Origin of the sequence: Bacillus sp. S14(2024) (genome assembly GCF_050473785.1) — a bacterium.
Lineage (GTDB): Bacteria > Bacillota > Bacilli > Bacillales > Bacillaceae_G > Bacillus_A > Bacillus_A yunxiaonensis.
The window spans coordinates 594,792-619,754 of sequence record NZ_JBFLUP010000006.1 but is presented as its reverse complement, the minus strand read 5'-3'; the positions used below and the strand labels follow the sequence as shown (position 1 = coordinate 619,754).

Here is a 24,963-nt window from a genome sequence, read left to right as displayed (position 1 = left end):
GATGTTCTTTCCTATCTGAAGAGAGTCTTTGCAAGGTTCAATTAAATTTAGGTGAAGAGTATTTATCTAATACTTGTGCAGTCTACCCTCGCTCTATTAATAGTATTAACGGTGTAATTGAAAAATCAGCGACTATGTCATGTCCTGAAGCTGCACGTTTAGCCCTTCTGAATCCAAATGGAATTGATTTTAATGAGGCTGAAGAACCGGCTAGTACTCGTGGATTCATTGGAAAACATGTAAAAACAGATAACCTGAAAGTCGATAATCAACCAAAAAAATACTTCTGGGAATTACGTATTTTTTCCATTCAAATTATACAAGACCGATCTTATACTCTAGCGGAGCGCCTTATCATTTTAGGAATGTTCTATCAAAAGGTACAGAAACAAATTGATCAAGGTGATGTTGATGGAATTCCAAATGTCATTGCTCAGTTCACTAATGGGATGTCTAATCAAGGAATGAAAGAGCAACTTGATAAAATACCTACTCAATTAGCTGTACAAATGAAATTGTGTAAAGAATTAGTGGAGTATCGTGTTAGCCAGTCTATCACAAGTCAACGATACCTTGATTGTTTAAAAGAGATGTTAGAAGGTATTCAATATACAGAAGAAGCAACTATTGAAGAGACTACAGAGCACTATAAAAAGGCCTATGAAGAATTTTACGAACCATTTATGACAGAACATGAGTACATCTTAGAAAACTACCTAGTCAATTATGTATTTAAAAACCTGTTCCCACTTGGACATAAAACGCTTTTCAATGATTATGTTATGTTAGTCATTCACTATTCAATGATAAAACTTCATTTAATCGGCATGGCAGGCTTTCATAAAGGATTAACGACAGATTTAGTGATCAAACTCATCCAATCTTTCGCAAAAACAGTTGAACATAACAATGTTTATCTTAAAAGGATATTTGATTTACTGAATGCAAATGAACTTACAACAATGGCTTATATGGCAATTTTAGTGAAGAATTAGGCATAAAATCCAAATAAAACAGCTAACAAAAGAAGCGGTCTCTAAAAGGTCATTATTCAATGACCTTTTAGGACAACCTCTTTTTCTACCACTCCCCGCTTACAATCTTAAAATAAGAACGAACTGTTAAGAAGTAATATCCAACATAAATCACACTATATACTCCAATGCTCATTAATAATGGAATTAAAATTTCAAATGGCAATAAGTTAGACAACCCTTTTAGCGCAAATAAGCTATGCAAAATTCCAACGACTAATGGAATGGCAAAAATAAAGCTGATTTGTTTTGCAATTGCCTTCTTCATTTCTTGCTTCGTTACCCCAACTTTACGAAGAACAATGTAACGATCCCGGTCTGCATTTGCTTCTGTTAATTGTTTAAAGTAAATAATAGAACCTGTTGCAAGTAAAAATACAAGACCTAGGAAAATACCGATAAACATCATCATCCCAGTTGCTTCGATTCCGCCTTTAAATCCAGTATAGAAGTCTCTAAATACCGGTGCAGGTTCAAGATTTCCCGGCATAACCTTTGTTAATTTTTCCGTTAACGCCTTACTATTCTTCTCATTTTTCACATCAATATTTTTAACAACTCTCGTTCCAGTTACCTTTTTCGCTTGTTCGTATACGTCATCTGGAACAACAACAACTAATTCTCCTAAGTTCGTAACATTACGACCTTCAACACCTTTAATTGTTAATGCCTTCGTTTCATTTCCAAGAGGAAATACCGCTTTATTTCCTGTATATACTGTACTAAACTCATGTCCTTCCATATACGTACCATCCAATACGAAAGCTTCTCCAGCAGTTAACCTTACCGTATCCATTTTATTCGCAATTGTATTGAAGGCAGATTGTGACATAAGTTGAAATTGTTTTGTCATCATATAATGAGCATTCATACTTATATCAGCTTTTTCACCTTCAAATTTCCCTTTCACCGGCACCATTTCAATTTCGAACTGCTCTTTAATTGGATTATGCTTCTTCTCTTCCTCAAAGATCGCATTCACCTTCTGTTCTAAAGCCGCATCCTTTTTCTCATAAGAAAAACTATACGGTGTATAATCTTTCGCTTGTGTAAATGTGTTGTAATACATCGTGACAGATGTACCAACAGCAGTTAATGTTACTGCACTTAAAATAGCAATTGTCGCAAGGGATTTTGCATTTCCTTTAATGCGGTATAACAACTGGGACGTTGTTATCATATTCATTCCATTATAAAAGGAAGATTTATTATTTCTTGTGCGTTTTAAAACGCCAACTGTAAAGAACATAAATAATAAATACGTACCAAGTACGGTTGCGAGTAAAATATAAAATGCAATCATCATGAAGTCTGCATATTTAATAGCTTTCGTAAACATAAGTGATAAAAAATACCCAGAACCAATTAAAAATACAGCGATAAATGCCATAACGATAGACCCTTTTGGCATTTGCTCTACTTCACGCTCAGCGCGGAATAGCTCAATGAGTTTAAATCGATAAATTAATCGATACCCTTGCAGCGATGTGTATAAAATAATCACAAAGAACACAACTGCTGTATTAATAATCGCCGCCAGCGGCACTTCAAAATGAACTTGTAAATCGAGCCCCATTAAACTTACTAGTAATTCAAGAAATAGCTTAGACAATAAGCTACCAATCACAATACCAATGATTAAAGACATTAACCCCATTAACATATTTTCATAAAACAGCATTTTTCCAATTTGGCGTTTCCGAATTCCTAGTAAAGAATATAACCCAACTTCTTTTTTTCGTTTACGTGTAAAGAAGCCGTTGGAATAAATAATAAATACCGCTACGAAAACAATGAGCATTACACTAGAGACTTGGAATGCCCCGCTAATTTTCTTTGATCCTTCTGCGGCTTTTTCTATTTGTGTGTTGTATTGAAGTGCTGCAAATGTAAAATAAATGACGATACTAAAAATCATCGACATAAAATATAAAGCATAATCCTTAAAGTTACGCTTTATATTGCGAAGGGCAAGACTAGATAACGTCATCTACTATACCTCCAGAAATGATAGACATTACGTCTAGTACTTCTTGGAAAAATTGCTTACGCGTTAATTCTCCTTTGTGCAGTTCTTTATATAACTCACCATCTTTAATGAAAATAACACGCTGACAATAACTTGCAGCAAATGCATCATGCGTGACCATTAAAATTGTCGCTTGATCATATTCATTTAATGCTTTCAAGCTCTCCAATAAGTCAGTTGCAGACTTAGAATCCAACGCACCTGTCGGCTCATCGCCAAAGATCATACTTGGATTTGTAACAATAGCGCGAGAAGCTGCGCAGCGCTGCTTCTGTCCGCCAGATACTTGGTATGGATATTGGTCTAAAATATGATCAATACCAAATTTTTTTGCGATTTCAAGAACACGGCGATCAATTTCACCTGCTTTTACTTTTGATAACGCTAGTGGAAGCGCAATATTTTCTTTCACTGTTAATGTATCTAATAAATTATAATCTTGGAAAATAAAACCTAAATGATCGCGGCGAAATAACGCTAGTTTATCATCATTCATTTTCACAATATCATTTCCATCAATTAAAATTTCACCGCTTGTTGCGTTATCAATGGTAGAAAGAACATTTAATAACGTTGTTTTCCCCGATCCAGACGGTCCCATAATTCCAACGAACTCGCCCTCTTTCACTTGTAAGTGAATTCCTTTTAACGCTTCATATTTATTTCCGCCGGTGTCATATACCTTTTTAATATTATTCGCTTCTAACATTGTCTTCATATACTATACTCCTCACTTTATCCTACCTCATCATTACTGTTGCCACGATCGAATTCCTCTACACAAACAGAACTGTTATGTAGGTCATAATATCTCTATAAAAACTATATTAGAATTTCTTTCACGAAGTACTTTGTTACTATAACACCGCCACTAATGCCCCACTATCTATTTCTCTTACATGAACATTACATTTATGTAAGATTAAAGAAAGCCGCTCTTCCATTTGGAAGAACGGCTTTTTCTAACCTTATGCTTGTTGCTTTGCTGGTCTCTCATATTTGCACTTTGAGGCTGATTAAATACAAAGTAAATTGCTTCCGCAACCGTATTTGGTTCTAAACCACTAGAAATTGATTCTTTTTCTTTATATTTTCATCTCTTTCTTATAAGCAAAATAAGAATATAACATGGTGATTACCACTCCAACCAAAACGACAGTCAGTACAATCGATGTTCTCCAAGCAGCAGGGGCAAAAACACTGATACACATGATAATCCCTAAAATAATAAATAATTTCCCGCTAAAACGATGTGTTTTGCGCCATACTTCTTCATTGCTTAATGTCCATGGAGTACGAATGCCAACAAAGAAATTCGGCTTACATTGTGGTAAATAGTTGCCTATCACTAAAAATAAAATACCAACAATCAATTCTGAAAAACGATTTATTGGTAAATCATAGCCTAATCCAGTTGCAATAACATCCATGTTCCCAATAAACAATACAACGAGGATACTATACGTGATCATATTAAAACCTTTCGAGAATTTTTTATAATTCTCTTTCTTCGGATCAATATTTGGAACAACATTGAGTAATATATAAGTTCCAATCATAATCCCAACCACCGATAACATTCCAGTTAATTTAGAAGAATAACCATCTGGAGTGCCGCCGCTCCAATGCGTAGCGATTGTATTAGGAAGGTGGGGCCAAGAGATAATCCAAGCAAATATTGTTATGCTAATAAGTATAATGGCAAAAATGTGTTTCTTCATTTCATTTCTTCCCTTCTACCATACTTTTATGATTTACCTTCTAATCCAGTTTCTCTTTTATAAATAGAATATGATTTTACCGTCGGAATAATAGCGCCTAATAACACAATACCCGTCCCAATACATATATTAATAGGATCTTTCAAAAGTGCTGCAGCATATATAAAGAAGCCTGTAATTACCATTGTTTTCGAAGCAAATCGATGGGTTTTGCGCCATACTTCTGCATTCTCTAATGTCCAAGACGTGCGAATCCCAATTAAATAATTTGGTTTCGTTTGCTGCATATAGTTCCCTAATATAATAGATAGCGTACCTAGTGCAAAATTGACCATTACGGAACCTTTCACATCATAGCCTACTGAATGAAGTATACCTAATATATTAGAGCCAAATATGGTGATGAAAATCATATAATTAATCTTTGAAAGAGCCTTAGCAAAGTATTTATACTCTCCCCTTGTTAAGTCAATTCTTCTTATCAAAATCCAGAAAATATAGAAAAATATCATACTCCCCATTGAAAAAGACATGGCACTTACTTTAGAAAAATATCCGTCTACTTCTCCTTCTACATTGTAATGCCTTGGAATTTGCTCTGGTAAATGCGGCCAAGCAATATACCATCCTATTGCAATTGTAAAAATTAAGAGCCATGGAACGATATGCTTCCTCACTTCCCATCTCCCCCTCTATCCGTAAACGTAAAAACCCAAGTTAATAAATCTTGAAACACAGTCGTGTTTAATGAATACACTACAAACTGGCCTCTTTTTTCATCTTGAATGAGATCTGCGTTTTTGAGTGCATTTAAGTGATGCGATATACTCGGCTTTGTCATATTAAAATGCTCTGCAATTTCTCCAGCTGTTAAGTCTCCTTCTTTTAAGAGATCTAAAATTTTGCGCCTTGTCGGATCTGCCAACGCTTTAAATGCTTGGTTCAATATCCTTCTTCCTTTCATCAATTAGACATTTAGATATTTATCTAAATGTTAAATTTATCTTTCGAATTTGTCAATTTTATCCACAGTGTATAATAGGCATGATTTTGACATAATGAAAACGGAGAAAACACATGTTACACTATACATATACAAAGTAAGAGGAGGAGTTTCCATATGTACAAAATTTTAATTGTAGAAGACGATCCGAATATTTCATCTTTACTACAATCCCACATTCAAAAATACGGTTACGAAGCAGTTGTTGCTGATAACTTTGATGATATTATGATTTCATTTAACAATGTAAAACCACACCTTGTTTTATTAGATGTAAATTTACCGAAGTTTGATGGTTTCTACTGGTGCCGTCAAATTCGTCACGAATCCACTTGCCCAATTGTTTTCATTTCAGCTCGCGCTGGTGAAATGGAGCAAATTATGGCGATTGAAAGCGGTGCTGATGATTATATTACAAAGCCATTCCACTATGATGTAGTAATGGCAAAGATTAAAGGGCAATTGCGCCGCATTTACGGTGACTATGCACCAAGTATGTCAGAACGTATTGTTGAAGTGGAAGGATTAAAACTATATCCCGAACGACCAGAGCTTCATTTTAGAAATGAGCAAGTATTACTAACAAAGAAAGAAGCAATTCTAGCAGAAATGCTCCTTTCAAAATATCCTCGTACAGCAAGCCGAGAAGACTTATTATCTGCACTTTGGGATGATGAAAGCTTTGTCGAGGAAAATACATTAAACGTAAATATTACGCGCCTTCGGAAAAAATTCACTGAACTTGGAATTGAAAATGCTATTGAAACAGTACGCGGTTTAGGTTATCGCTTTAACACAACTTGGAGTGAATAGATCATGAAGTTATTTTTACGTGATCACGTTAGTTTTTTACTTCTTTATATTGTAAACTTTGTCGTCATCTTCGCTTTGTATGATGCCGTTGATGGATTTCAAAACAATAAATTTTATTTTATTGTGCTAAGTATGTATCTATTCATCTGTTTTCTTACTTACCGCTACGTTCGGAATCGCAGATTGTATAAAAGATTAAGTGAACCACCTGAAAGAATGGAAGATGCATTCATCGAACGAGCAAATGCTCCTATGCCGCATGGCGTAAATGAACTTGTTCGTACACAATATCGTCTATTTCAGAAAGAATTGCAAACATATGAAGTCAAACAGCAAGAACATCAAATGTTTATTAATCAATGGGTTCATCAAATGAAGACACCTGTTTCTGTTATGCAGCTGATGGCACTTGAAATGGAAGACGAACACCTTATTCCAAAATTTAAAAAAGAACTAGAAAGATTAAATCAAGGGCTGGATATGGCATTATATATGGCCCGGTTAACGAACTTCCATGAAGATTTCCACGTGGAAACCATTTCATTAAAAGATGCGGTAACGAAAAATATAAACAGCTTAAAAGAACTGTTTATTAGAAGCGGTGTCTTTCCTGTTCTAGAAGTACATTCTGATTTAATGGTTGCTTCTGATGCAAAGTGGTTAAAATTTATTATTTATCAATTAATGACAAATGCTGTGCGCTATTCAGGAGAAAGAGGAAAAAAAGTATTTTTATCTGCTTCCCAAAGCGGAAAAGATATTGTTTTTGAAGTTCGGGATGAAGGTGTCGGTATTCCAGAAGAAGATATTCGCCGTGTGTTTGAACCGTTTTATACTGGAAAAAATGGGCGCGCATTTGGAGAATCTACTGGTATGGGGTTATATATTGTTAGCAAAATTTGTTCTTATTTAGGTCATTCTGTCAAACTAGACTCTGAAGTTGGAAAAGGGACAAGTATCAAAATTATTTTCCATAACGCCGTAATGAACAAAGCAAAAGAGTATGAAGGGTAACCCTCTTTTTCCCATTCATTCGTTCACTATATGTGCAAAAGTAATCACAGCATATGAAATTGTAATAAAGTGAAACTTCCATCAGTGGTCCTCCACCTATCTTCTGTAGAAAAGCGGAAGCGGCTCGCCCAAAGCAGAGAGGCGCTTTTGCCTCGTCTGAGGGAGCGAAACGACCGGAGATTCTAGCCGCAAGAGCTGGACAACGCTTCTCTCCCAATCTTGAAGTAAGGGTCTTACTGCCCGCGAATAGTGGGATGAAAGATAAGCATAGTTAGAAAGGTGATTTATATATGGACGAAGTACTACACATAAAAAATGTATCGAAAGTATATGAGGGAAAAGTCCCTCATACTGCTCTAAAAAATATTAATTTACATGTGGTTAAAGGCGAATTTGTTGCTATTATGGGTCCGTCAGGGAGCGGCAAATCAACTTTATTAAATGTCATTTCAACAATCGATTCTCCTACATCAGGAGAAGTATTTATGAATGGAAAACAACCGCATACGTTTCGCAATGAAAAATTAGCTGTGTTTCGCCGGCAAGAATTAGGATTTGTATTTCAAAGCTTTAATTTATTAGATACGTTAACAATTGGAGAAAACATCATTCTGCCATTAACGTTAGATAATGTCCCGCTTTCTGAAATGGATGAAAAACTAGATATAATTTCAAACAAACTCGGAATCAATCACATTTTAAATAAACGAATTTTTGAAATTTCAGGAGGACAAGCACAGCGTACAGCAATAGCCCGTGCTGTTATTCATCAACCAGCTCTATTGCTTGCTGATGAACCGACAGGAAACTTAGATTCTAAAGCAGCTATCGATGTAATGGAGCTATTTACAAAGTTAAATACAGAGGAACGAGCTACTATTTTAATGGTGACACATGACCCATTTGCAGCTAGTTATTGCAGTCGTGTTATTTTTATTAAAGATGGTGAACTTTACAATGAACTGCACCGCGGTCTACACCGTGAAAGGTTCTATCAAGAAATATTAGATGTATTAGCATTGCTAGGAGGAAGACGTGGATGAAGTTTTGGCAATTTGCATTTAGAAATGTCGTCCGTAATTCAAGAGCTTATTTTGCTTATTTTTTAAGTAGTTCTTTTTCCATTACGGTCTTCTTTTCATTTGCTGTGTATCGGTATCATCCGCGCCTGCAAAATATACAAAACTATAAAGATACCGGACCTCTTATGAATTTAGTTGGCTTTACCCAATTTGTAATTGTAATGTTTTCTTTTTTCTTTTTGTTGTACTCCGTCGGAGCGTTTTTAAAAGTACGTAATAAGCAGTTTGGCATTTTAACGATTTTAGGTATTTCAAACAGACAACTGAAACGACTTATTTTTTTAGAAAATATGCTGATTGGATTGCTTTCTATTTTTATAGGCATTCAGGTTGGTCTTGTGTTTTCTAACTTTTTCTTATTAATCACCTCAAAGATTTCAGGTGTTAACGGCCTTTATTTATATTGGCCATCAGAAGCAATTTGGACAACTATAACAATATTTCTCATCCTTTTTATTATTGTATCAGTCTTTACACCTGCTTTAATTCGAACAAGGAAAGTAACTCGCCTTCTAAAAGGAGGAACTCGTACAAAGAAGGAGAAACGGCCTTCCATTGTCATTTCAATTTTTAGTTTACTGTGTATACTTTCAGGCTATATTTTTGCTGCTTACCCACAAAGTTATATAACAACAAGAAGCTTAACAAATGGAAGTGGTATACTCATCATTTTAACTATTATTCCTCTTGTTACAGTTGGGACATACTTTTTCTTTTCGCAAGCTAGTTTCCTGTTCATTTGGATATTAAAAAAGAGACGACGCTTTTATATGAAGAAAACAAATATGCTTTGGATATCCGATTTGGCATCAAGAGTTCGTGTCAATATTAATATGCTTTTCATTGTAACCGTGTTATCTGCAATTGCTTTTACCATTATTACACCATTATACGCCCTTAATAAACACACAAAGGCTTCTATAATTGAGACATTTCCTTTTCCATTTACTTATGCATCTTACGAAGGAAATCCATTCGAAACGAAGCATATTACAACACTCGAAAATGAATTAATGAAAGACAAATTTACATATCAAAAACATAAATCAGTTGTATATAAAGATAAGGCAGCTAATGAAGATATTTGGATTATGAAACAAAGCGACTATAATATTCTTGCTAAATTTCTAAATCGTTCTCAAATTCAACTAGCTAACAACGAAACATATGTGCTTCCAAGATATTCGCCCGTAACATTAGAATTGTTAACAAACCCTTTTCTTAAACAAGAAAATATTACGTTACAATCTAATAAAAAACAATTTCATATAAAAGAAATAGCAAAGAAGCCACTTGCACCGCAACATGCTTGGGTATATCTTATCGTACTGTCGGATGAAGCTGTAAACAACGAAATTCCACACCTCGAACCAATTACGCTTTATAATTTCCAGGTGGATAATTGGGAAAATACGCTTCCGCTGACAAAACGCATTCTAAGTATGACCACTGTTGATGAACATAGTTTACATCCAAAGCAGGATCAGCAAGCAATGCAGGACAAGAAAAGCCCTTTTAATATTTATACAGCCAGCGATGAATTATATGCAGAGAAGCGATGGAATGTTGCTTACCTCTTCACCGGTACATTTCTTGGAATTATTTTCTTCATCGGAGCAGGAAGCGTTCTGTACTTCCGTATGTATACTGATTTGACGAGAGAAGCAGAAAAATATAAGACGATTACAAAAATTGGATTAATGAAGTCTGAAATGATACGTTCAGCAACAATTCAATTAGCAATACTATTTTTCGTTCCTTATACGATTGCTTCTATTCATACGATATTTGCAATTAAATTTATACAAAGTACACTCTCTTTCTCTTTAACAGCAGAAGCCATTTTAGTATTAAGCCTCTTTGGAATCGTCGAAGTCATTTTCTTTTTCCTAATTCGCTCATTTTACATTCAAAAGTTATCACAACATATTAAACTGTGAATAAAATAGCCTTGTGCTCTGCACAAGGCTATTTTCAATAGTTTTTAACTTATTAGCAGCAAAAACCACCATAACCGCCATAGCCAAAGCCGCCGCCGTAGCCACCGCCGTAGCCGTAGCCACCGCCACAGAAGCAGCTAGCACCAATGATGATTAATAAAATAAACAATACGATTAAAATCGCAAAGCCATTGCCGTGATGACGATGCCCATGTCCATGTCCATGTTCACAACTTTCACCCATTGCTCTTTTCCTCCTTTAATAAAAGTCCTTCATTTGTGGGATCCTTTCAATTGGATTCCATTTATCCTATGTTTCGAATGAGAATAAGAGCTTGTTTTTTTCAAAATCAGGCTTGTTCTCATATTGTATGTCATGATGTTCCAAATAAGATTGGTTTCATAATCGCTCCTGCATTACTTCCATCAGTGGGAGTCTTACTGCCCACGAATGGCGGGATAAAATAAAAAAAGCTAATCATCTACTTATGTAAATGATCAGCTTTTTACTCTTTTAAAAGGCTATATTTTTATTTTATTTTTAATTGTTTCAACAGCTCTTTAATTTCTGTTAATTCACCTTCTATACGGTGAAGATGACTTTGCATATCATCAATCTCCTGCTCAGCTTTATAATTGATCGCAAAGTCAATAACAGATTCATGTTTGTCACGTGCTGCTTGCCGGTTTTGGCTCATCATAATAACAGGAGCTTGAAATGCTGCTATAAAAGATAAACATAAGTTCAATAAAATGAATGGCGGCTCGTCAAAATGTGCTCCTTTTGTGATAGATAGGCTATTCCAAATAATCCATCCAGCAAGAAAACATGCAAACCAGATAATGAATCTCCAGCTACCCCCGAATTGGGCAATTTTATCAGCTATTCGGTCTGCCCATTTTGTACGCTGTGTGTAGTCACTGTCAAGTTGACGAAGAATTTCTGACTCGTAGCGATCTACAAGCCGATCAATACGCGTTAAATTTTCTTGGTTTAAGTCAATATCAAAACCTTGGATTTTCGTAGCTTCTTGTTTTTTTCCTGTAATTTGCTTCCAGATATTTTGTACCATTGTACAAACCTCCTCTCTTATAGAGGAAGTCATCTTTCCAAAGTTTATATAAAGCGGTAACTATTTTTACGTAGTAATCCGCTTCGGATATTCAGTTGTATGACTTCCTCTGACGCCGGTCCTATGTCCGGCTCTCCTATGCTAGGATTACTCATAAAACAGTTCCACCTCACTTTTTTCTTGAAATCCTTTCTCATTATATGCTATCTGATTCCCTATGACTATGTCATTATTTAGAAAATGCACTTTATTATCTTACATTTTTATAAAAATTTATCTCTCTATTTGCGGGCAGTAAGACCCCACCTCAAGATTAAGAGAGAAACAAGGAAGATAGGTAGGGGATAACCCCTGGCATGCGCCCGATTGGTAAGGGCTTTCCATCAGTGAGGGACCACTGATGGAAAATTTACTTTATATGAACAACATTTCATGCACATAACCCAAGTCACCAGTAACTTATATACTTCAATCCTGTTTTGTATCAGCGCTCTTATCATTGAATAAATGAAACATACATTGATGATAATCTGTTATTAATGTACTTAACTTCTCTTTATGCTTATCTTTAAGGTGTCTACCTAATTTCCAAGGTACTTTTTCTTTATATTTTAGGTCTTCCGTAGCATCTGCTTGCTGTATTTCTTTAAACTGCATATTCTCTTTGTTCATTATTAAAATTCTCCCTTATTATAAATTTCAAATGAACAAATTCTAATGTTACTGTATCCAAACAGCCCAATTCACACCTTTTGTAATATTTTTTGATAGATACTTATATGGTTTTTTCTTTTACTAAAATATTCTCATTTGAAAAGTAAAATCCCTTTGATATATCATATGCATGTATGTTTTATATAGCGCACTATTATCTAAAGTAAATGAAAAGATCCCCTTATTGCGGGTAGTACCAGCAAAGCTGTCACCACCCGCAATAAGGAAATATCAAGATCACAATAAGTATTTAATTTTAATACTTCAAACACACATACCCCCATCCTGTTTTAGATGGGGGTAAAATAAAGTTGTTATATTTTTTATAAAGGATGCTTTAACAATAAAGTCATTTAAAAACCTAAGTTTTCTTCCACAATCACGCCCGATTGCGGAAGAACGAAGGTATAAGATTAGATATCAAAAGCTTCTTTAGAAATTATTTTGCCAAAATACGCATTAACACTTCCACATCCGGCAACCCATACTCTTCATCCCCCTGTTCTTGAGTGAGAAGACTGATGACGATGGTAAAATACCAGGTAAGCAGCTTTCGTGGTTCTCCTGGGGAAAATTCACCAGATTTTTGCCCTTTAATGAAGACTGGGACCAGCAGATCGATTAGACCATTCGTAGGAAGATGTTCAAAGATCTGGGTAACCTTTTCTGGGACATCATCATCCTTACGAGCCCGCTCAATGAGCATAAAGGCATATTTACTATTTTCATCAAGCATATTTTCAGTTAAGTTTCTGATTTGTTCAAAGGGTGTTCCAGGCAAGTATTGAACATGCTCGAGTTCCCTTCTTGCTTCTTCCATCAATTCTTGTATGAGTGTGATGAACAATTCTTTTTTAGAATTGAAATAGCGGTAAATGAGTCCTTCGCTAATACTAGCTTCCTTAGCAATCAAGCTCATTTTTGTTCCTGTGTACCCTCGGCGGGCAAACACTTTAAGTGCTGCTTGCTTTATCTCTTCCCTGCGTTCGTCACGGATTTGATCAAGCTGCTGTCTGTTTAATGGAGACAATCGTTCCAACCTCCGAATCTTTGAAAAATATTATATTCATTGTACCATCAAACTGGTAAAATTATTGTTTCTACAATTAGGAGATAGACGCGGGTGCCAGAGGACATACTCTCTCGATCAACTCCTCAAGGAACTGATCGGCACGGGCAAAACAAGCAAGATGGCCTGCGTTCTTGATTAGAACAAATTCCTTGTAGGGAGCTTCAATCTCGTCGTAATATGCTTTAGCCAGCTCAGTAGGTGTTAAAATATCTTTATCTCCTTGAAAGATAAAGACTGGCACCTCAAATCGCAGTCCGAGTTTTTTTAAGTCAAAGGCCATTAATTCATCAAATAGCTGGTCAAGGGAAAAATTCATACCTTTAAAGATATCTATCATATCTTTAATTTTGTGTTCCGGGGATGAAAGCATTGAGGGCAAAAACAGGTCTGTAATCATGTTGGGAACATCTTTTATAGCTTTAACCTTCAATCGATTTATCATGTCGTAGTCTTTACGACTCCACTGGGATATATCCGAACCCATTTTTTCAAGCAATTGAACCCCCTTCGTATTACCTGCTGTACGAAGAGCGTTGACTGTTAACTCGTATAAAAGATCTTGTTTTTGTGGATTTGAGGCATTCTGATCTGTGCCGACATAGGCATAAAAAAGATCTGGTCTAAGCTTTGCCATCATGATACCAATCAGGCTGCCTACAGAGCTTCCGATGAGAATTACTTTTCGATGACCGAGTTTATCGCGCAAGTATTCTGCTACCTCTATCCCATCCTGCGCGAGACGGTCGAAAGTGATGGTTCCGCTGCCGTTTTTACCGTTCTTTCCGAAAGTCTTTCCTGCTCCACGCTGATCCCACTGAACGATAATAAAGTGCTTCTCCCAAGAACGCAGCAGCGGACTAAAGATGGAATAGGTCGAAGCCGGACCGCCATGAATCAATAACAAAACGGGGTTGTTCCGATTTTCGCCACGAATCATGATCCATTGATCGATACCGCCAATTTTAACGTAACAGCCTTCTACTATGCTGTTCGCTGTGCTGATTTGAAGTTCTTTGGCATTCTTGCTCTGATTACGCTTCCGCAGAACGATTTCCCGTAGGATATTTGTTTGGCTCATTTGAACATGCCCTCTTCCCTCTTTTGATGAATGAGTGAGTGACTCACTCATTATCATATTGAGGTATTTTATGGAAATAGTCAATAGTAAATTTTCATCAAAATATCTGATAAGATTTCTTTATAGATTCTTCACCACAGAAAATTTAATTCAACATTGTCCTTGCATGTTAGTATCCTTACTCCGTTAAATGACCCGATTGTGGAATAGAATGACTGGAATTTTTAACTTTATTATCAACAGTTAATATCAAAAGTTTATCGCTACTTTTTATATTGTAGTATGCATATTAAACTGTATTTTCAATATCTAAATAACAAATCTAATATGCATGAAAAAAGAGGACATATGCTCATATATTGAACATAATATCCTCTTATTAGTTTAGTCTATTTAAGGTATCCAAAGGAGAGCCTTTTTCTCTTTCAAAATCTTCATATCCGCTGCGCAAACAACCTGCCTTCTCGTAAAATATGGCGCTTCAGTTCGCTATTCGACAATGTATTCAAATGAACCGCATCTACTTTTCCTGCTCCGTCCAGCTCTTCCATCAGTTGAAACCAAAGCCACTGAAACTCACCTATTGAAATATTTGTTGTCTCAATGGCTATATCATAATCTGAAGAAGGAATTGCCTCTTTTCTTGCATGAGATCCGAAGATGTACGCCACTTTTACAAATGGTGTTTCCAATAAACGATTTTGTATATGACGCAGCTCCTTTTCATGCTTTTGCATATGCTCACCTCTCACATACAATGCATTGTTTCGTTATCTCTTCTAGTCTTGCCCGGTTTATGCTATACCCAAACCCAGCTTGCGCTGGAATTGTAATTTTTCCATTTTGCAGCGTTACTTCTGGCGAGATAATATCTTGTTCCCAATGCCTGTTCGAAGCTGAAATATCGCCTGGAATTGTGAAGTTTGGAAGAGATGCGAGCGCAATATTTTGTGCACGTGAAATTCCCATTTCTACCATGCCTCCGCACCAAACAGGCACACTGTGCTGCTGACAATAATCGTGAATGCAAATCGATTCTGTTAATCCGCCAACTCGCCCTGGCTTTATATTGATAATACGGCAGCTCCCAAGTGTAATCGCCACTCTTGCATCTTCTAAGCAATGAATACTTTCATCTAAACAAATCGGTGTTTCCATTTGCTTTTGCAAACGGGCATGATCAAGAAAATCGTTATCTGCTAGCGGCTGTTCGATCATCATTAAATCAAACTCATCCAATCTCTGCAATTGCTTCATATCATCTAACGTATACGCAGAATTCGCATCTACCATTAGTGGAATAGCAGGAAACGCTCTTCGTATTTCATGAAGCATCGCATAATCATTATCTGGTTTAATTTTCACTTTAAAACGTTTATACCCTTCCTCAGCATATGCTTCAATACGTTTTAGCATATTTGGAATTGTATCAAGGCCAATGACAACGCCAACCTCGATCTCTCGTTTTATACCGCCAAGCAGCGCGGCAAGCGATTGATTCTCGCGCTTTGCATACAAATCCCATAATGCACCCTCTATACCTGCTTTGGCCATATTATTACGTTTTATATGCTGAAAAAGAGATGTGATATCAGAAGGGTGCGAAATATCATGTTCAAATAGCACTGGCAACAAAAAATCTTGCAGCATATGAAACGCTGTTATCACTGTCTCTTCTGTATACCACGGCTCAGAAAAAGCAACCACTTCTCCCCATCCGTTTCGTCCTTCTTCATCTATTAGTTCAATTACAATACTTTCACGCTTTTCATACGTTCCGTAACTTGCAGCAAACGGAATAACGAGCGGCATTTCTGTTACGTAAAGTATTGCCTTTGTAATATGCATTTACATTTCCTCCAACAGTTGACGCAGTTCGCGGCGCAGTAATTTCTTTGAAGCATTGCGCGGCAGTTGAGAAAGAAAATGAATGCCTTTTGGCACTTTATACCGTGCGAGTTTATCTTCACAAAAAGCGAGTAGTTCTTCTGCTGTTACCTCTTCTGATTTTACAACGAATGCGACAGGAACTTGTCCCCATCTCTCATCACTTGCTCCAACGACTCCTACTTCCAAAACAGCGGGATGTGCAAGCAATACTTCCTCAATTTGTGCTGGATATATGTTCTCTCCGCCAGAAATAATTAAATCGCTGCGGCGATCTAGCACATAAAGAAAGCCATCTTCATCGAAATAACCAATATCACCAGTATGCAGCCATCCATCTTGCATGCTCTCTCTCGTTGCCTCTTCACGCTTAAAGTAACCACCCGTTACATTCGGTCCCTTCACAACAATTTCGCCGGCAGTTCCTACCGCAGCTTCTCTTCCATCTTGTTCAATGCGAAGCTGACATGGAAATAATGGTTTTCCAGCCGAGCCAACTTTCGTTAACATATAATCAGCAGCCAATGTACAAATTTGCGAAGATGTTTCTGTCATACCATAAGTTTGATACACTGGAATCCCTTTTGCGACACATGTTTCTAACAAAGGCCTTGGAGCTGGTCCCCCGCCAAGTAATACGCAGCGAAGAGACTGTGAATATGTCCCCTCTTGGAGCCTTTCTAATAAATCTGTCAGCATTTTAGATACGACCGAAATCATTGTTACTCCTCTTGTTTGCAGCGCTTCATGAATAAAATCCGGATCATACTTTGGAACAAGTAACACCCTCATACCGTACATCATATTCTTCATTAAAAGCGATAACCCGCCTACATGAAAAAACGGTAAACACGCTAACCAACAATCATCATCACGAAGACCTAAATTAAGTGAAGAACCAACAGCACTCCACCAATGATTCCCGTACGTAAGCATCACGCCTTTTGGTTTTCCTGTTGTACCTGACGTATAAATAATTGTCATTGTATCTTCCAAAGCAAATTCCTTCTGCACAGTCGCTGTTTGTTTTGGCAACGCTGCAACTTCTGTAAATAAGTATACGGGTACTCGCTCTGCCTCGAAATCTTCATCCGTAAGCAAACAAGAAACTTCTGCATCCTCCATTTGCCAAAGTAGCTCTTCTCTTGAAAGACGTGTATTCAGTAAAACGGCTACTGCCCCCATATAAGAAAGGGCATGAATCGTTATTATCATCTCCATACTATTTTTCATCAGAACAGCCACTTTTGCCCCTTTTTGCACTTGTAAACAAGCAAGATGTTCACAAAGTGAAAGAACTTTCTCATGAAGTTGTAAAAACGTATATGTACCTTCTTTCATTTCAATTGCGATGCGCTCCGGTGTTAAAAAAGCTCTTTGCATAAGCCAATTAGGCATTCTCTCCATATCATATTCTCCTTTCACAGAATAGAAGACTAACATAAGCTTCTTTTACTTCTGACCTATTTCTTTACTTGTAACTAGTGGTACTTTATTTCCATCTTATCTATCTCTGGCTTTTATATCAAATAGGAACTCTTCTTCTAGCTATGTTTCATATGCTGCAACAAATGATTCTACATTACTTTCTTGAATGGCGAGCAAATGCTTAATACATAAAGTAAAACTTTTTTATCCCCTACCTATCTTCTGTAGAAAAGCGGAAGCGGCTCGCCCAGAATCGCAGGACGTTGGAGCCCCCGACAGAGAGGCGCTTTTTTCCTCGTCCAAGGGGGCGAAACGACCGGAGATTCTAGCCGCTAGAGCTGGACAACGCCTCTCTCTGAATCCCAAGTTGAAAGTCTTACTGACCGTTAATTGGGAACGTATGTATAAAATTGTCGAAAAAAGAAAAAAAATCAGTTTTTTTGTTGTTTTTTTATGATTCTACTGTTATTATAAATGTAATCATATAGATGTTGGGAATGTTTCTCCTAAAATAGACTGAATTTTCAGACCTCTGCACCGACATTGTGTGATTGTAAGCTCCCTCCCCGTTTTATTTTATGCCCTGCAAAAAGAACCTTTTTAAGGTTCTTTTTGTAATTAGATTAAAAAAGAAAATTCTAAAATGATTTCTATAGATGAATTGAACTACTCCCACCTATCTCTTTATTAGTTCTATTCTCGTACATGTTTCCAATTTAATAACTTATTTTATCGGTATCCATACCTCTTCTTTTGCGTTTACATCGTCAGGACGATAATGATCATCCATAACTTCAAAATGCTCCCTTACATCTAAACTATAACTCGAATTCGGTAACCATTCTTGAAAAATATACTGGAAAGTACTCATATCAGATGCCATTCCTTGGTGGATAAAAACAGCATATAAGCCGCCTGTTAAGGTATGGCTGGATAATTCCGAAAAAGTCTCCGTTTCAAAATCTTCCACTTCAACAGCAGCCCACTTTTCATAAGCATAGTTTATATCATTCATATTTAAAGGAGTATGTAACGCCTTTATAGAAAAGAAACAAGAGTTACTTCTATGAGGAATACGATTTCTTAACGGCATAAATGTTTTCCATATTTCTCTTGTGACTTGGGAATCTGTTGCAAAAGTTGTTTCTCTCTTAATCCCAACAATTTTTTTGGATGGAATACTTATTATTTTAGGTTCCATTCTTTTATTTCCACTCCTCATTAATATTCACTATGAATTACTTCAGTTTAAATCTGAAATTCTATCTATGATATTAACAAAGTAGTTTTATCTTTTTCAAATTAAAACGAATACTGGTACTCAATCATCTATAATTCCCGTAAAATAATTGAAATACACTATGTATAGAGGTGAGATTATGAATTCTTCTTCGTTTTACTCTATTGTGATCATAGTTGCTGCGTTGGTCTTATGGCGTAGAACTAGGGCAATGTATCGTCCGATTAAAGGAAACGGCATCCGTCTTCTTTTACCCGTATTATTTCTATTATTACCTAGTTTTTTCATAATCCTGAATCCAAATGTACATGCTGCTGCCTGGGAATGGGTTTGTGCAGCTATCTTTGGGTTCCTTTTGTCAATTCCACTTATTTGGACCACTAACTATGAACTCCGATCCGATCAGCATATTTATGCTGTAAGAAACAAGAGCTTTATCATTGCCTTTCTCATCGTATTTATTATCCGATTTTTACTTCGTGATTATTTAAAATGGCTAGGTCCAGGGACAATAGCAGCACTATTTATAACTGTAGCGCTAGGATATATCTTACCTTGGAGAATTATTTCTTTCATCAAATTTCGTCAACTATACAAAAGTCGAATCCGAACTAACGACAACATTGACTTCCGATAACATTGATTATGTGAATGAAAAGTTCCTTCAGTTCTTCTGAAGGAACTTTTAAAGGTTTTGTGATACATTGGTTTTATATTAACAAAAGGTGCTTTCATATACAGAAAGCACCTTTTTAGTCTAAAATATTTTTTTTACAGAACACCAGAGCCATCTTCTCTACTTTACATTTACTTGAACGAAAGCGAGAGAATATCCCGAATAGCCTATATCGCTTCATTCCTCACTGATGGTTAGTTGAACCAATCGGGCTTTTACTGGCAGTTATCCCTTACCTACCGTCCAGCTTAGCTGGGCACGCAACAAAAAAAGCCAATCGACTATATAGTGGCGAATTAGCTCCTTCTCTTTAAATAGACTTTTTCAGTGCCCTTAGATTTATAGGATTCTTTTGTTCTTTTCACTTTATTAACGCAGTAACGATAGTTTTATAGATAAACTATCGTTAATTTCTAGTGATTTAAATTGTTCATGATTTTGGCGAATGGCTCCAATATTATTTACAAATTGTCCTTTCGCTTGTATTAATCGCTGCTTTTTTAATTGCAGAGCCACTAAGTGGCTCTGCTGCTGACTAATACTACTAAGTAAACTTGCTTTCTGACTAGTAAGTTGAGATAGTTCCATTAATATCCCCCCTGAATAACTGGTACTTTAATTTTTGTTGCATATCGATCTTTTACAAAATATCCTTCAAAAGGATTTAACCTCGTACTACTTAAATCTTTATTGGATACATCAAACACCATTTGTCCAGATGATTTTCTCAATAAGATAACGTTAGATTGTGCTTTGACTGCTTTAGAAGCTAAATCGTAGCGACTATCAATTGCATCCACATCACAACCAATGACAAAATGAATTCCCATATACGCACCATTTGTAATTAATTCAGATAAGCTAAATAATTCGGTGTCCCCTAAGCTACTAACAATGTCATTTAAGTCTGCAATTACGATAACAATTGGCTTGAACCTTTTAATAAAGTCTGCTGGATTCATTGTTTCATTAGAGGCTTCTTGCTCCTCTTTAAATGCAACTTCCCTTGACCTATAAGCATTTGCAACTTGTTTAATCGTTTTTTCTATTCCTACTTTTTCAGCTACATATAAAGCTGCTTTTTCTTTAAAGTTTGAAAACGTCTGTGCTCTTGTATCTACAAGACCGACATCATATCTCTCACTTTCAATTAATTGTTGCATAAATTGAGAAATTACATTTTCAATTTCTTCTTTTTTAATTCCCGCTACAACAACGTTAGAAGCTTCTACTAAATCTAATTCCATTGGTGTAACATTCTCAGTCTCGACTCCAAAGGAAAGTTTTCCAGTTTCAATAATTTCTCTCGTTTCTGGCCATGCAATAAATTCTTTGTATTCGAATACTTCTGGTACCATCGGAATAGGTTTCGGTTTTTTACCACTCCAATAAGCCTCCATTTCTCGGCCTTCAGCTTGTATATGCTGAATTAAGTTCAGCACATCTTCACCTTCCGCTGGCATACAAGTTTGGAATACTGTTGGATCTTCTATTTTCACTAAACCGCGGCCAGCGATTTCTTCAATTTTCAAGTCAGTACGCCCTACAATTGCTCTCGCTTCTGTTTCGTCTATCATGTAAAGAGCAATTTGCAATTTAATATTCGCATTTATTTGTACTCGTAATGCACTTTGGCGTGTAGCAGTTAACATGAGGTGAATACCTACTGCTGAGCCTTCGCGAACAACTTGGGTAATAAGGCGTTCGAAATCCTCTACAAATCCTGCATCTTTCACTGCATCATAATTATCTAACGTGATTAATATTGTCGGTAATATTTCATTACTAGCTCGTTCATACATTTCAAGACTAGCGACACCGTATTTACTTAATAATCGTTTTCTCTCTTTCAACGTCTCTTCTATACGACGAAGAAATTTCTCACATTTTTCTTCTTGGTCTAATGTCACCATGTCTGCTACATGAGGTAATGCTCTTAACGGCATTAATCCATTTGTACCAAAATCAAGCAAATACACATGCAAATGCTCTGGACTATGCTGACGCGCCGCATCCATAATGACTGATTGTACGAAAGTTGATTTTCCATAACCTGGACTTGAGAATACTGCAACGTGACCGTCTTTGCTTATGTCTAATGTGAGCGGCGTTTGCGCTTGTAGTTCAGGTTGGTCTAGTAAACCAACAGTTGCTTGTAATGGTTTCTTTTCCTGTTTCCACGCTTCTTTAAAATTCACTGGATGCAAGTCTTGCAGGAATATTTTCTCCGGAAGCGGTGGTAACCACGGTCTTGGTAATGCTTCAATTTGTTTTTCTTCTGCGTAATCATGGATATAATCAATTACTGCATCAAGTTCTGTCGGTACAGTAGCGATTTCTTTACTGCTGCTAAGTCCACTCAAATCCTCACTCAAAATCTCATATTGCCCTAAATCATTAATCGCATAAATCGTTGCGTCTAAATACTCTTGATCATCTTTATTCTCTATGTAATCAGCGCCGCTCCATGCGGATTGGAATAATTCATAGATTTCGTTATTTCCGACTTGTAAGTAGGCACGGCCTGGCAGCGTGATTTCTGCGGCGTCTGGTGTCTTTAAAATTTCGTTACTGTCGGATGTGTTTTGTACTTTTAGTGCTAATTTAAATTTCGAGTTACTCCAAATTTGATCATCGACAACCCCGCTTGGTTTTTGCGTTGCGAGGATTAAGTGAATTCCTAGAGAACGACCGATACGCGCTGTTGATACTAACTCTTTCATAAAGTCAGGCTGCTCTGCCTTTAGCTCTGCGAATTCATCACTAATTAAGAACAGGTGCGGCATTGGTTCTTTCGCTTTTCCTTGTTTGTATAGTTTTTGATATTGGTTAATATGGTTTACATCATGTTCCCCAAATAAGCGCTGGCGCTTTTGTAATTCTGCTTTAATCGATGCGAGGGCACGCATACTTTGTGCACCGTCTAAGTTCGTAATGGTTCCTAGCAAGTGCGGTAAGTCCTTGAATAAGTTCGCCATTCCGCCGCCCTTATAGTCAATAAGTAGAAATGCTACTTCATACGGATGGAAATTAACCGCAAGGGATAAAATGTATGATTGAATAATCTCTGACTTACCAGAACCTGTCGTACCTGCGACTAATCCGTGTGGTCCATGTGCTTTTTCATGTAAATTTAAATTTACAATATCTTCTTTACCGCGTAATCCGAGTGGTACAGCTAATGATTTGTGGGCTGCATTTTTTTCCCACCTTGCTGTAATGTTTAATTCTTGAATTTTCTCGACACCATACATTTCTAAGAAAGTTACACTTTCTGGAATACTATTTTTCAAGTTTTGTAGGTGGTTCAGCGGTGCTAATGCACGAGATACATCTTCTAAGTTAAAGTCTTTTGGAAAATGATCGAGTGCGAATTGATGGTTAACAAGTTCACCTCTTTCTAAGATGATATTCCCTTTCTTGGAATCTCTTATATCGATGACTGTCTTCACATGTTCTGGTAGACTTTGCATGACATCCTGTACGAAGACAAGTGATACCCCTAATTCTGTTGGATCTTCATTAAAAAATTCCATTACAATGTGATCTAAGATTAGTTTTTCATCTGTAATGAGTACAACATAGTGCGGGGCAAAATATAATTTTTCATTAGAAGAACCTTTTTCTTCTATTTTCATTTTGCGGTCCTTTAATATTTGATACAGACTGTTTAGTACTTGGTCACGGCTGCGTTCATGGTATACAAAACCACGTACGTTAATATCGCGTACACTTGCATGTGGCAGCCAGCGCATCCACTCCCATTTATTCTTTTCTTCTTCGGGGAACAATGTAATAAACTGCAAATCATAGTAACTATGAAATAATGAAGTTTGCATAACTAAAAGTTGCAGCTGTTCTAACACTAAAGAACGTTGTCCAATATATCCGACTGGTCCATTCATTAAATCTGTCACGACTGGAACATCTTGTAGTGAGAGGTATTGTTGTCTTAGTTCACGTGCTGCATCAATTAATTCATCTTTCTTTTGACTAAATTCTTCTTCATTAAATTGAATTTCAAAACTAGTGTTTTCCTGACCTGTTCCAACACGATATGTTAAGAAATCATGATGAAGCATCGTTTTTTCATATATGCGTGAGTTTACCTGCATAGCCATGTTGCGAATTTCTGCAACATCCGGATAATGATAGTGAAGTGCATGACGTTGCTTTTCAGTTTCTTCGTATAAATCTTTTGTCTTTTGTTTTAAATACTCCCTATAACTTTTGTCACGCTCTACAATATCAATTTTGTATTGCTTTACGCTTTTAATATACGATGTGACTGATATAGTTACTGTTGCTACAGTCATCGCTAATGAGGCTAATATATATAAGCCATTTGACATAAAGATTGACAATAGTACAGTGACCACGATCATAACAAGGGACGGAGCGATCATTCGTACTAAATGTTCTGTTGGTTTTGATGGTTCACTTGGTGGCTTTGCAATTGTCATTTTATCAACTGGTTCACGATAAATAATACGTGGTGAACGATGGTAATCTGGGTATTCATCGCGAAAATAACTATCTGCTTCAAGTAAACGAGGTAGTGTTGAGTGTACTTTGTCTTTAGCCGCTACAAATTGAATATCTTCATGTCCAATTTGGATTGTTACACCATCAAAAAATAATTGATCTCCGCTTTCTAAAATAGCACTACCTTCTAATTTTTGATGGTTATGAAAAACACGTCCTTCGTATACGTTAACTTTGAATGGTTCATCTAATAAGTCACGAATGAATACGATGTCTGCACCTGTTCCATCAATGATAATATCATCACCTTCACGTTCGCTAAGCGTGATGGAATACTTCGTCGCTATATCATATACAGCAACTTCTTCAACATATGTAATCCACATATGGAGAGATTTATGATTTTTCAGTTCAATTTTATTCTCCTTGTTAACATAGATGGTTTTATCTTCTATTTTCCATACATTATTCTCAAGGTCCCAATTCATCGTAAGCGATTCTTCTAAATCAAGATTCGTAATTGTATTTGACCACTCGTTCCCAATTGTCACAACGGGACGTTCAGATGGATTTAGGCGACATTTATACAATTTATCGCCATAGCTCACTGCTAGAAGTTGTTGCTTCATCCTTCTCCACTACTCCTTTGTTAGCTTCTATAGTAAAAAAATATG

At 36.5% G+C, this 24,963-nt stretch carries 20 protein-coding genes and 2 pseudogenes; 6 read left to right on the top strand and 16 right to left on the bottom strand.

Going from position 1 to position 24,963, the window contains the following annotated elements; translation table 11 throughout:
• Positions 1-11: 11 nt before the first annotated feature.
• Positions 12-995, top strand: a pseudogene (fliB, locus tag AB1279_RS03400) (flagellin lysine-N-methylase); the annotation flags it as partial.
• An 85-nt stretch (positions 996-1,080) separates the two neighbouring features.
• Here the strand turns inward: fliB and AB1279_RS03395 are convergent.
• The 5 genes from AB1279_RS03395 to AB1279_RS03375 form a co-directional block, all read right to left on the bottom strand.
• A complete protein-coding gene (locus AB1279_RS03395) occupies positions 1,081-3,024 on the bottom strand; it encodes an FtsX-like permease family protein (protein ID WP_429757816.1) in 1,944 nt (647 codons plus the stop codon).
• Positions 3,011-3,781, bottom strand: coding sequence for an ABC transporter ATP-binding protein (locus tag AB1279_RS03390; protein WP_429753367.1), 771 nt, complete (start codon positions 3,779-3,781; stop codon positions 3,011-3,013). The genes AB1279_RS03395 and AB1279_RS03390 overlap by 14 nt, the downstream gene beginning before the upstream one ends.
• A gap of 367 nt (positions 3,782-4,148) precedes the next feature.
• Positions 4,149-4,784, bottom strand: coding sequence for an SdpI family protein (locus tag AB1279_RS03385; RefSeq protein WP_429757815.1), 636 nt, complete (start codon positions 4,782-4,784; stop codon positions 4,149-4,151).
• A gap of 26 nt (positions 4,785-4,810) precedes the next feature.
• Positions 4,811-5,461, bottom strand: coding sequence for an SdpI family protein (locus AB1279_RS03380; protein ID WP_429757814.1), 651 nt, complete (start codon positions 5,459-5,461; stop codon positions 4,811-4,813).
• The gene (locus AB1279_RS03375) at positions 5,458-5,730 is read right to left on the bottom strand and encodes an autorepressor SdpR family transcription factor (RefSeq protein WP_429757813.1); all 273 of its coding nucleotides are present in this window, start codon (positions 5,728-5,730) and stop codon (positions 5,458-5,460) included. Before AB1279_RS03375 ends, AB1279_RS03380 begins: the two co-directional genes overlap by 4 nt.
• A 174-nt stretch (positions 5,731-5,904) precedes the next feature.
• Between AB1279_RS03375 and AB1279_RS03370 the strand changes: the two genes are divergently transcribed.
• From AB1279_RS03370 to AB1279_RS03355, 4 genes are all read left to right on the top strand, one after another.
• Positions 5,905-6,600, top strand: coding sequence for a response regulator transcription factor (locus tag AB1279_RS03370; RefSeq protein ID WP_429753363.1), 696 nt, complete (start codon positions 5,905-5,907; stop codon positions 6,598-6,600).
• A 3-nt stretch (positions 6,601-6,603) separates the two neighbouring features.
• Complete coding sequence (locus tag AB1279_RS03365; protein ID WP_429753362.1) at positions 6,604-7,614, top strand: sensor histidine kinase; 1,011 nt, start codon at positions 6,604-6,606, stop codon at positions 7,612-7,614.
• A gap of 290 nt (positions 7,615-7,904) precedes the next feature.
• Positions 7,905-8,657 (top strand): ABC transporter ATP-binding protein, encoded by a 753-nt coding sequence (locus AB1279_RS03360; RefSeq protein WP_429757812.1) that lies wholly within the window; start codon positions 7,905-7,907, stop codon positions 8,655-8,657.
• Entirely contained in the window at positions 8,654-10,636 is a 1,983-nt protein-coding gene (locus tag AB1279_RS03355) for an FtsX-like permease family protein (RefSeq protein ID WP_429757811.1), read from the top strand. Before AB1279_RS03360 ends, AB1279_RS03355 begins: the two co-directional genes overlap by 4 nt.
• 52 nt (positions 10,637-10,688) lie before the next feature.
• On the opposite strand, the gene AB1279_RS03350 is transcribed toward AB1279_RS03355, so the two are convergent.
• From AB1279_RS03350 to AB1279_RS03310, 9 genes are all read right to left on the bottom strand, one after another.
• Entirely contained in the window at positions 10,689-10,880 is a 192-nt protein-coding gene (locus AB1279_RS03350) for a YjcZ family sporulation protein (protein ID WP_429757810.1), read from the bottom strand.
• 286 nt (positions 10,881-11,166) lie between these two features.
• Positions 11,167-11,709 (bottom strand): DUF1003 domain-containing protein, encoded by a 543-nt coding sequence (locus AB1279_RS03345; protein ID WP_429757809.1) that lies wholly within the window; start codon positions 11,707-11,709, stop codon positions 11,167-11,169.
• Positions 11,710-12,177: 468 nt separating this feature from the next.
• Positions 12,178-12,381, bottom strand: coding sequence for a hypothetical protein (locus tag AB1279_RS03340; protein WP_429753357.1), 204 nt, complete (start codon positions 12,379-12,381; stop codon positions 12,178-12,180).
• 481 nt (positions 12,382-12,862) lie between these two features.
• On the bottom strand, positions 12,863-13,453 hold the full coding sequence (locus AB1279_RS03335) for a TetR/AcrR family transcriptional regulator (RefSeq protein WP_429757808.1): 591 nt from the start codon (positions 13,451-13,453) through the stop codon (positions 12,863-12,865).
• 76 nt (positions 13,454-13,529) lie between these two features.
• On the bottom strand, positions 13,530-14,573 hold the full coding sequence (locus tag AB1279_RS03330; protein WP_429757807.1) for an alpha/beta fold hydrolase: 1,044 nt from the start codon (positions 14,571-14,573) through the stop codon (positions 13,530-13,532).
• A 434-nt stretch (positions 14,574-15,007) separates the two neighbouring features.
• On the bottom strand, positions 15,008-15,310 hold the full coding sequence (locus AB1279_RS03325) for a nucleotidyltransferase family protein (RefSeq protein WP_429753356.1): 303 nt from the start codon (positions 15,308-15,310) through the stop codon (positions 15,008-15,010).
• A gap of 4 nt (positions 15,311-15,314) precedes the next feature.
• Positions 15,315-16,421: an o-succinylbenzoate synthase gene (gene menC / locus AB1279_RS03320; RefSeq protein WP_429757806.1), complete on the bottom strand. Its 1,107-nt coding sequence runs from the start codon at positions 16,419-16,421 to the stop codon at positions 15,315-15,317.
• Positions 16,422-17,867 (bottom strand): o-succinylbenzoate--CoA ligase, encoded by a 1,446-nt coding sequence (locus AB1279_RS03315; RefSeq protein WP_429757805.1) that lies wholly within the window; start codon positions 17,865-17,867, stop codon positions 16,422-16,424.
• Between the two features lie 745 nt (positions 17,868-18,612).
• Positions 18,613-19,089, bottom strand: a complete 477-nt coding sequence (locus AB1279_RS03310) for a GyrI-like domain-containing protein (protein WP_429757804.1) — start codon at positions 19,087-19,089, stop codon at positions 18,613-18,615.
• A 178-nt stretch (positions 19,090-19,267) separates the two neighbouring features.
• On the opposite strand from AB1279_RS03310, the gene AB1279_RS03305 reads away from it, so the two are divergent.
• Entirely contained in the window at positions 19,268-19,765 is a 498-nt protein-coding gene (locus tag AB1279_RS03305; RefSeq protein ID WP_429757803.1) for a CcdC protein domain-containing protein, read from the top strand.
• 438 nt (positions 19,766-20,203) lie between these two features.
• On the opposite strand, the pseudogene AB1279_RS03300 reads toward AB1279_RS03305, so the two are convergent.
• Positions 20,204-20,392, bottom strand: a pseudogene (locus AB1279_RS03300) (YwqH-like family protein); the annotation flags it as partial.
• Positions 20,392-24,918 carry a type VII secretion protein EssC gene (gene essC / locus AB1279_RS03295; RefSeq protein WP_429757802.1) on the bottom strand — a complete coding sequence of 1,509 codons (4,527 nt, stop codon included), beginning with the start codon at positions 24,916-24,918 and terminating at the stop codon, positions 20,392-20,394. The gene essC and the pseudogene AB1279_RS03300, both read right to left, overlap by 1 nt.
• Positions 24,919-24,963 lie beyond the last annotated feature (45 nt).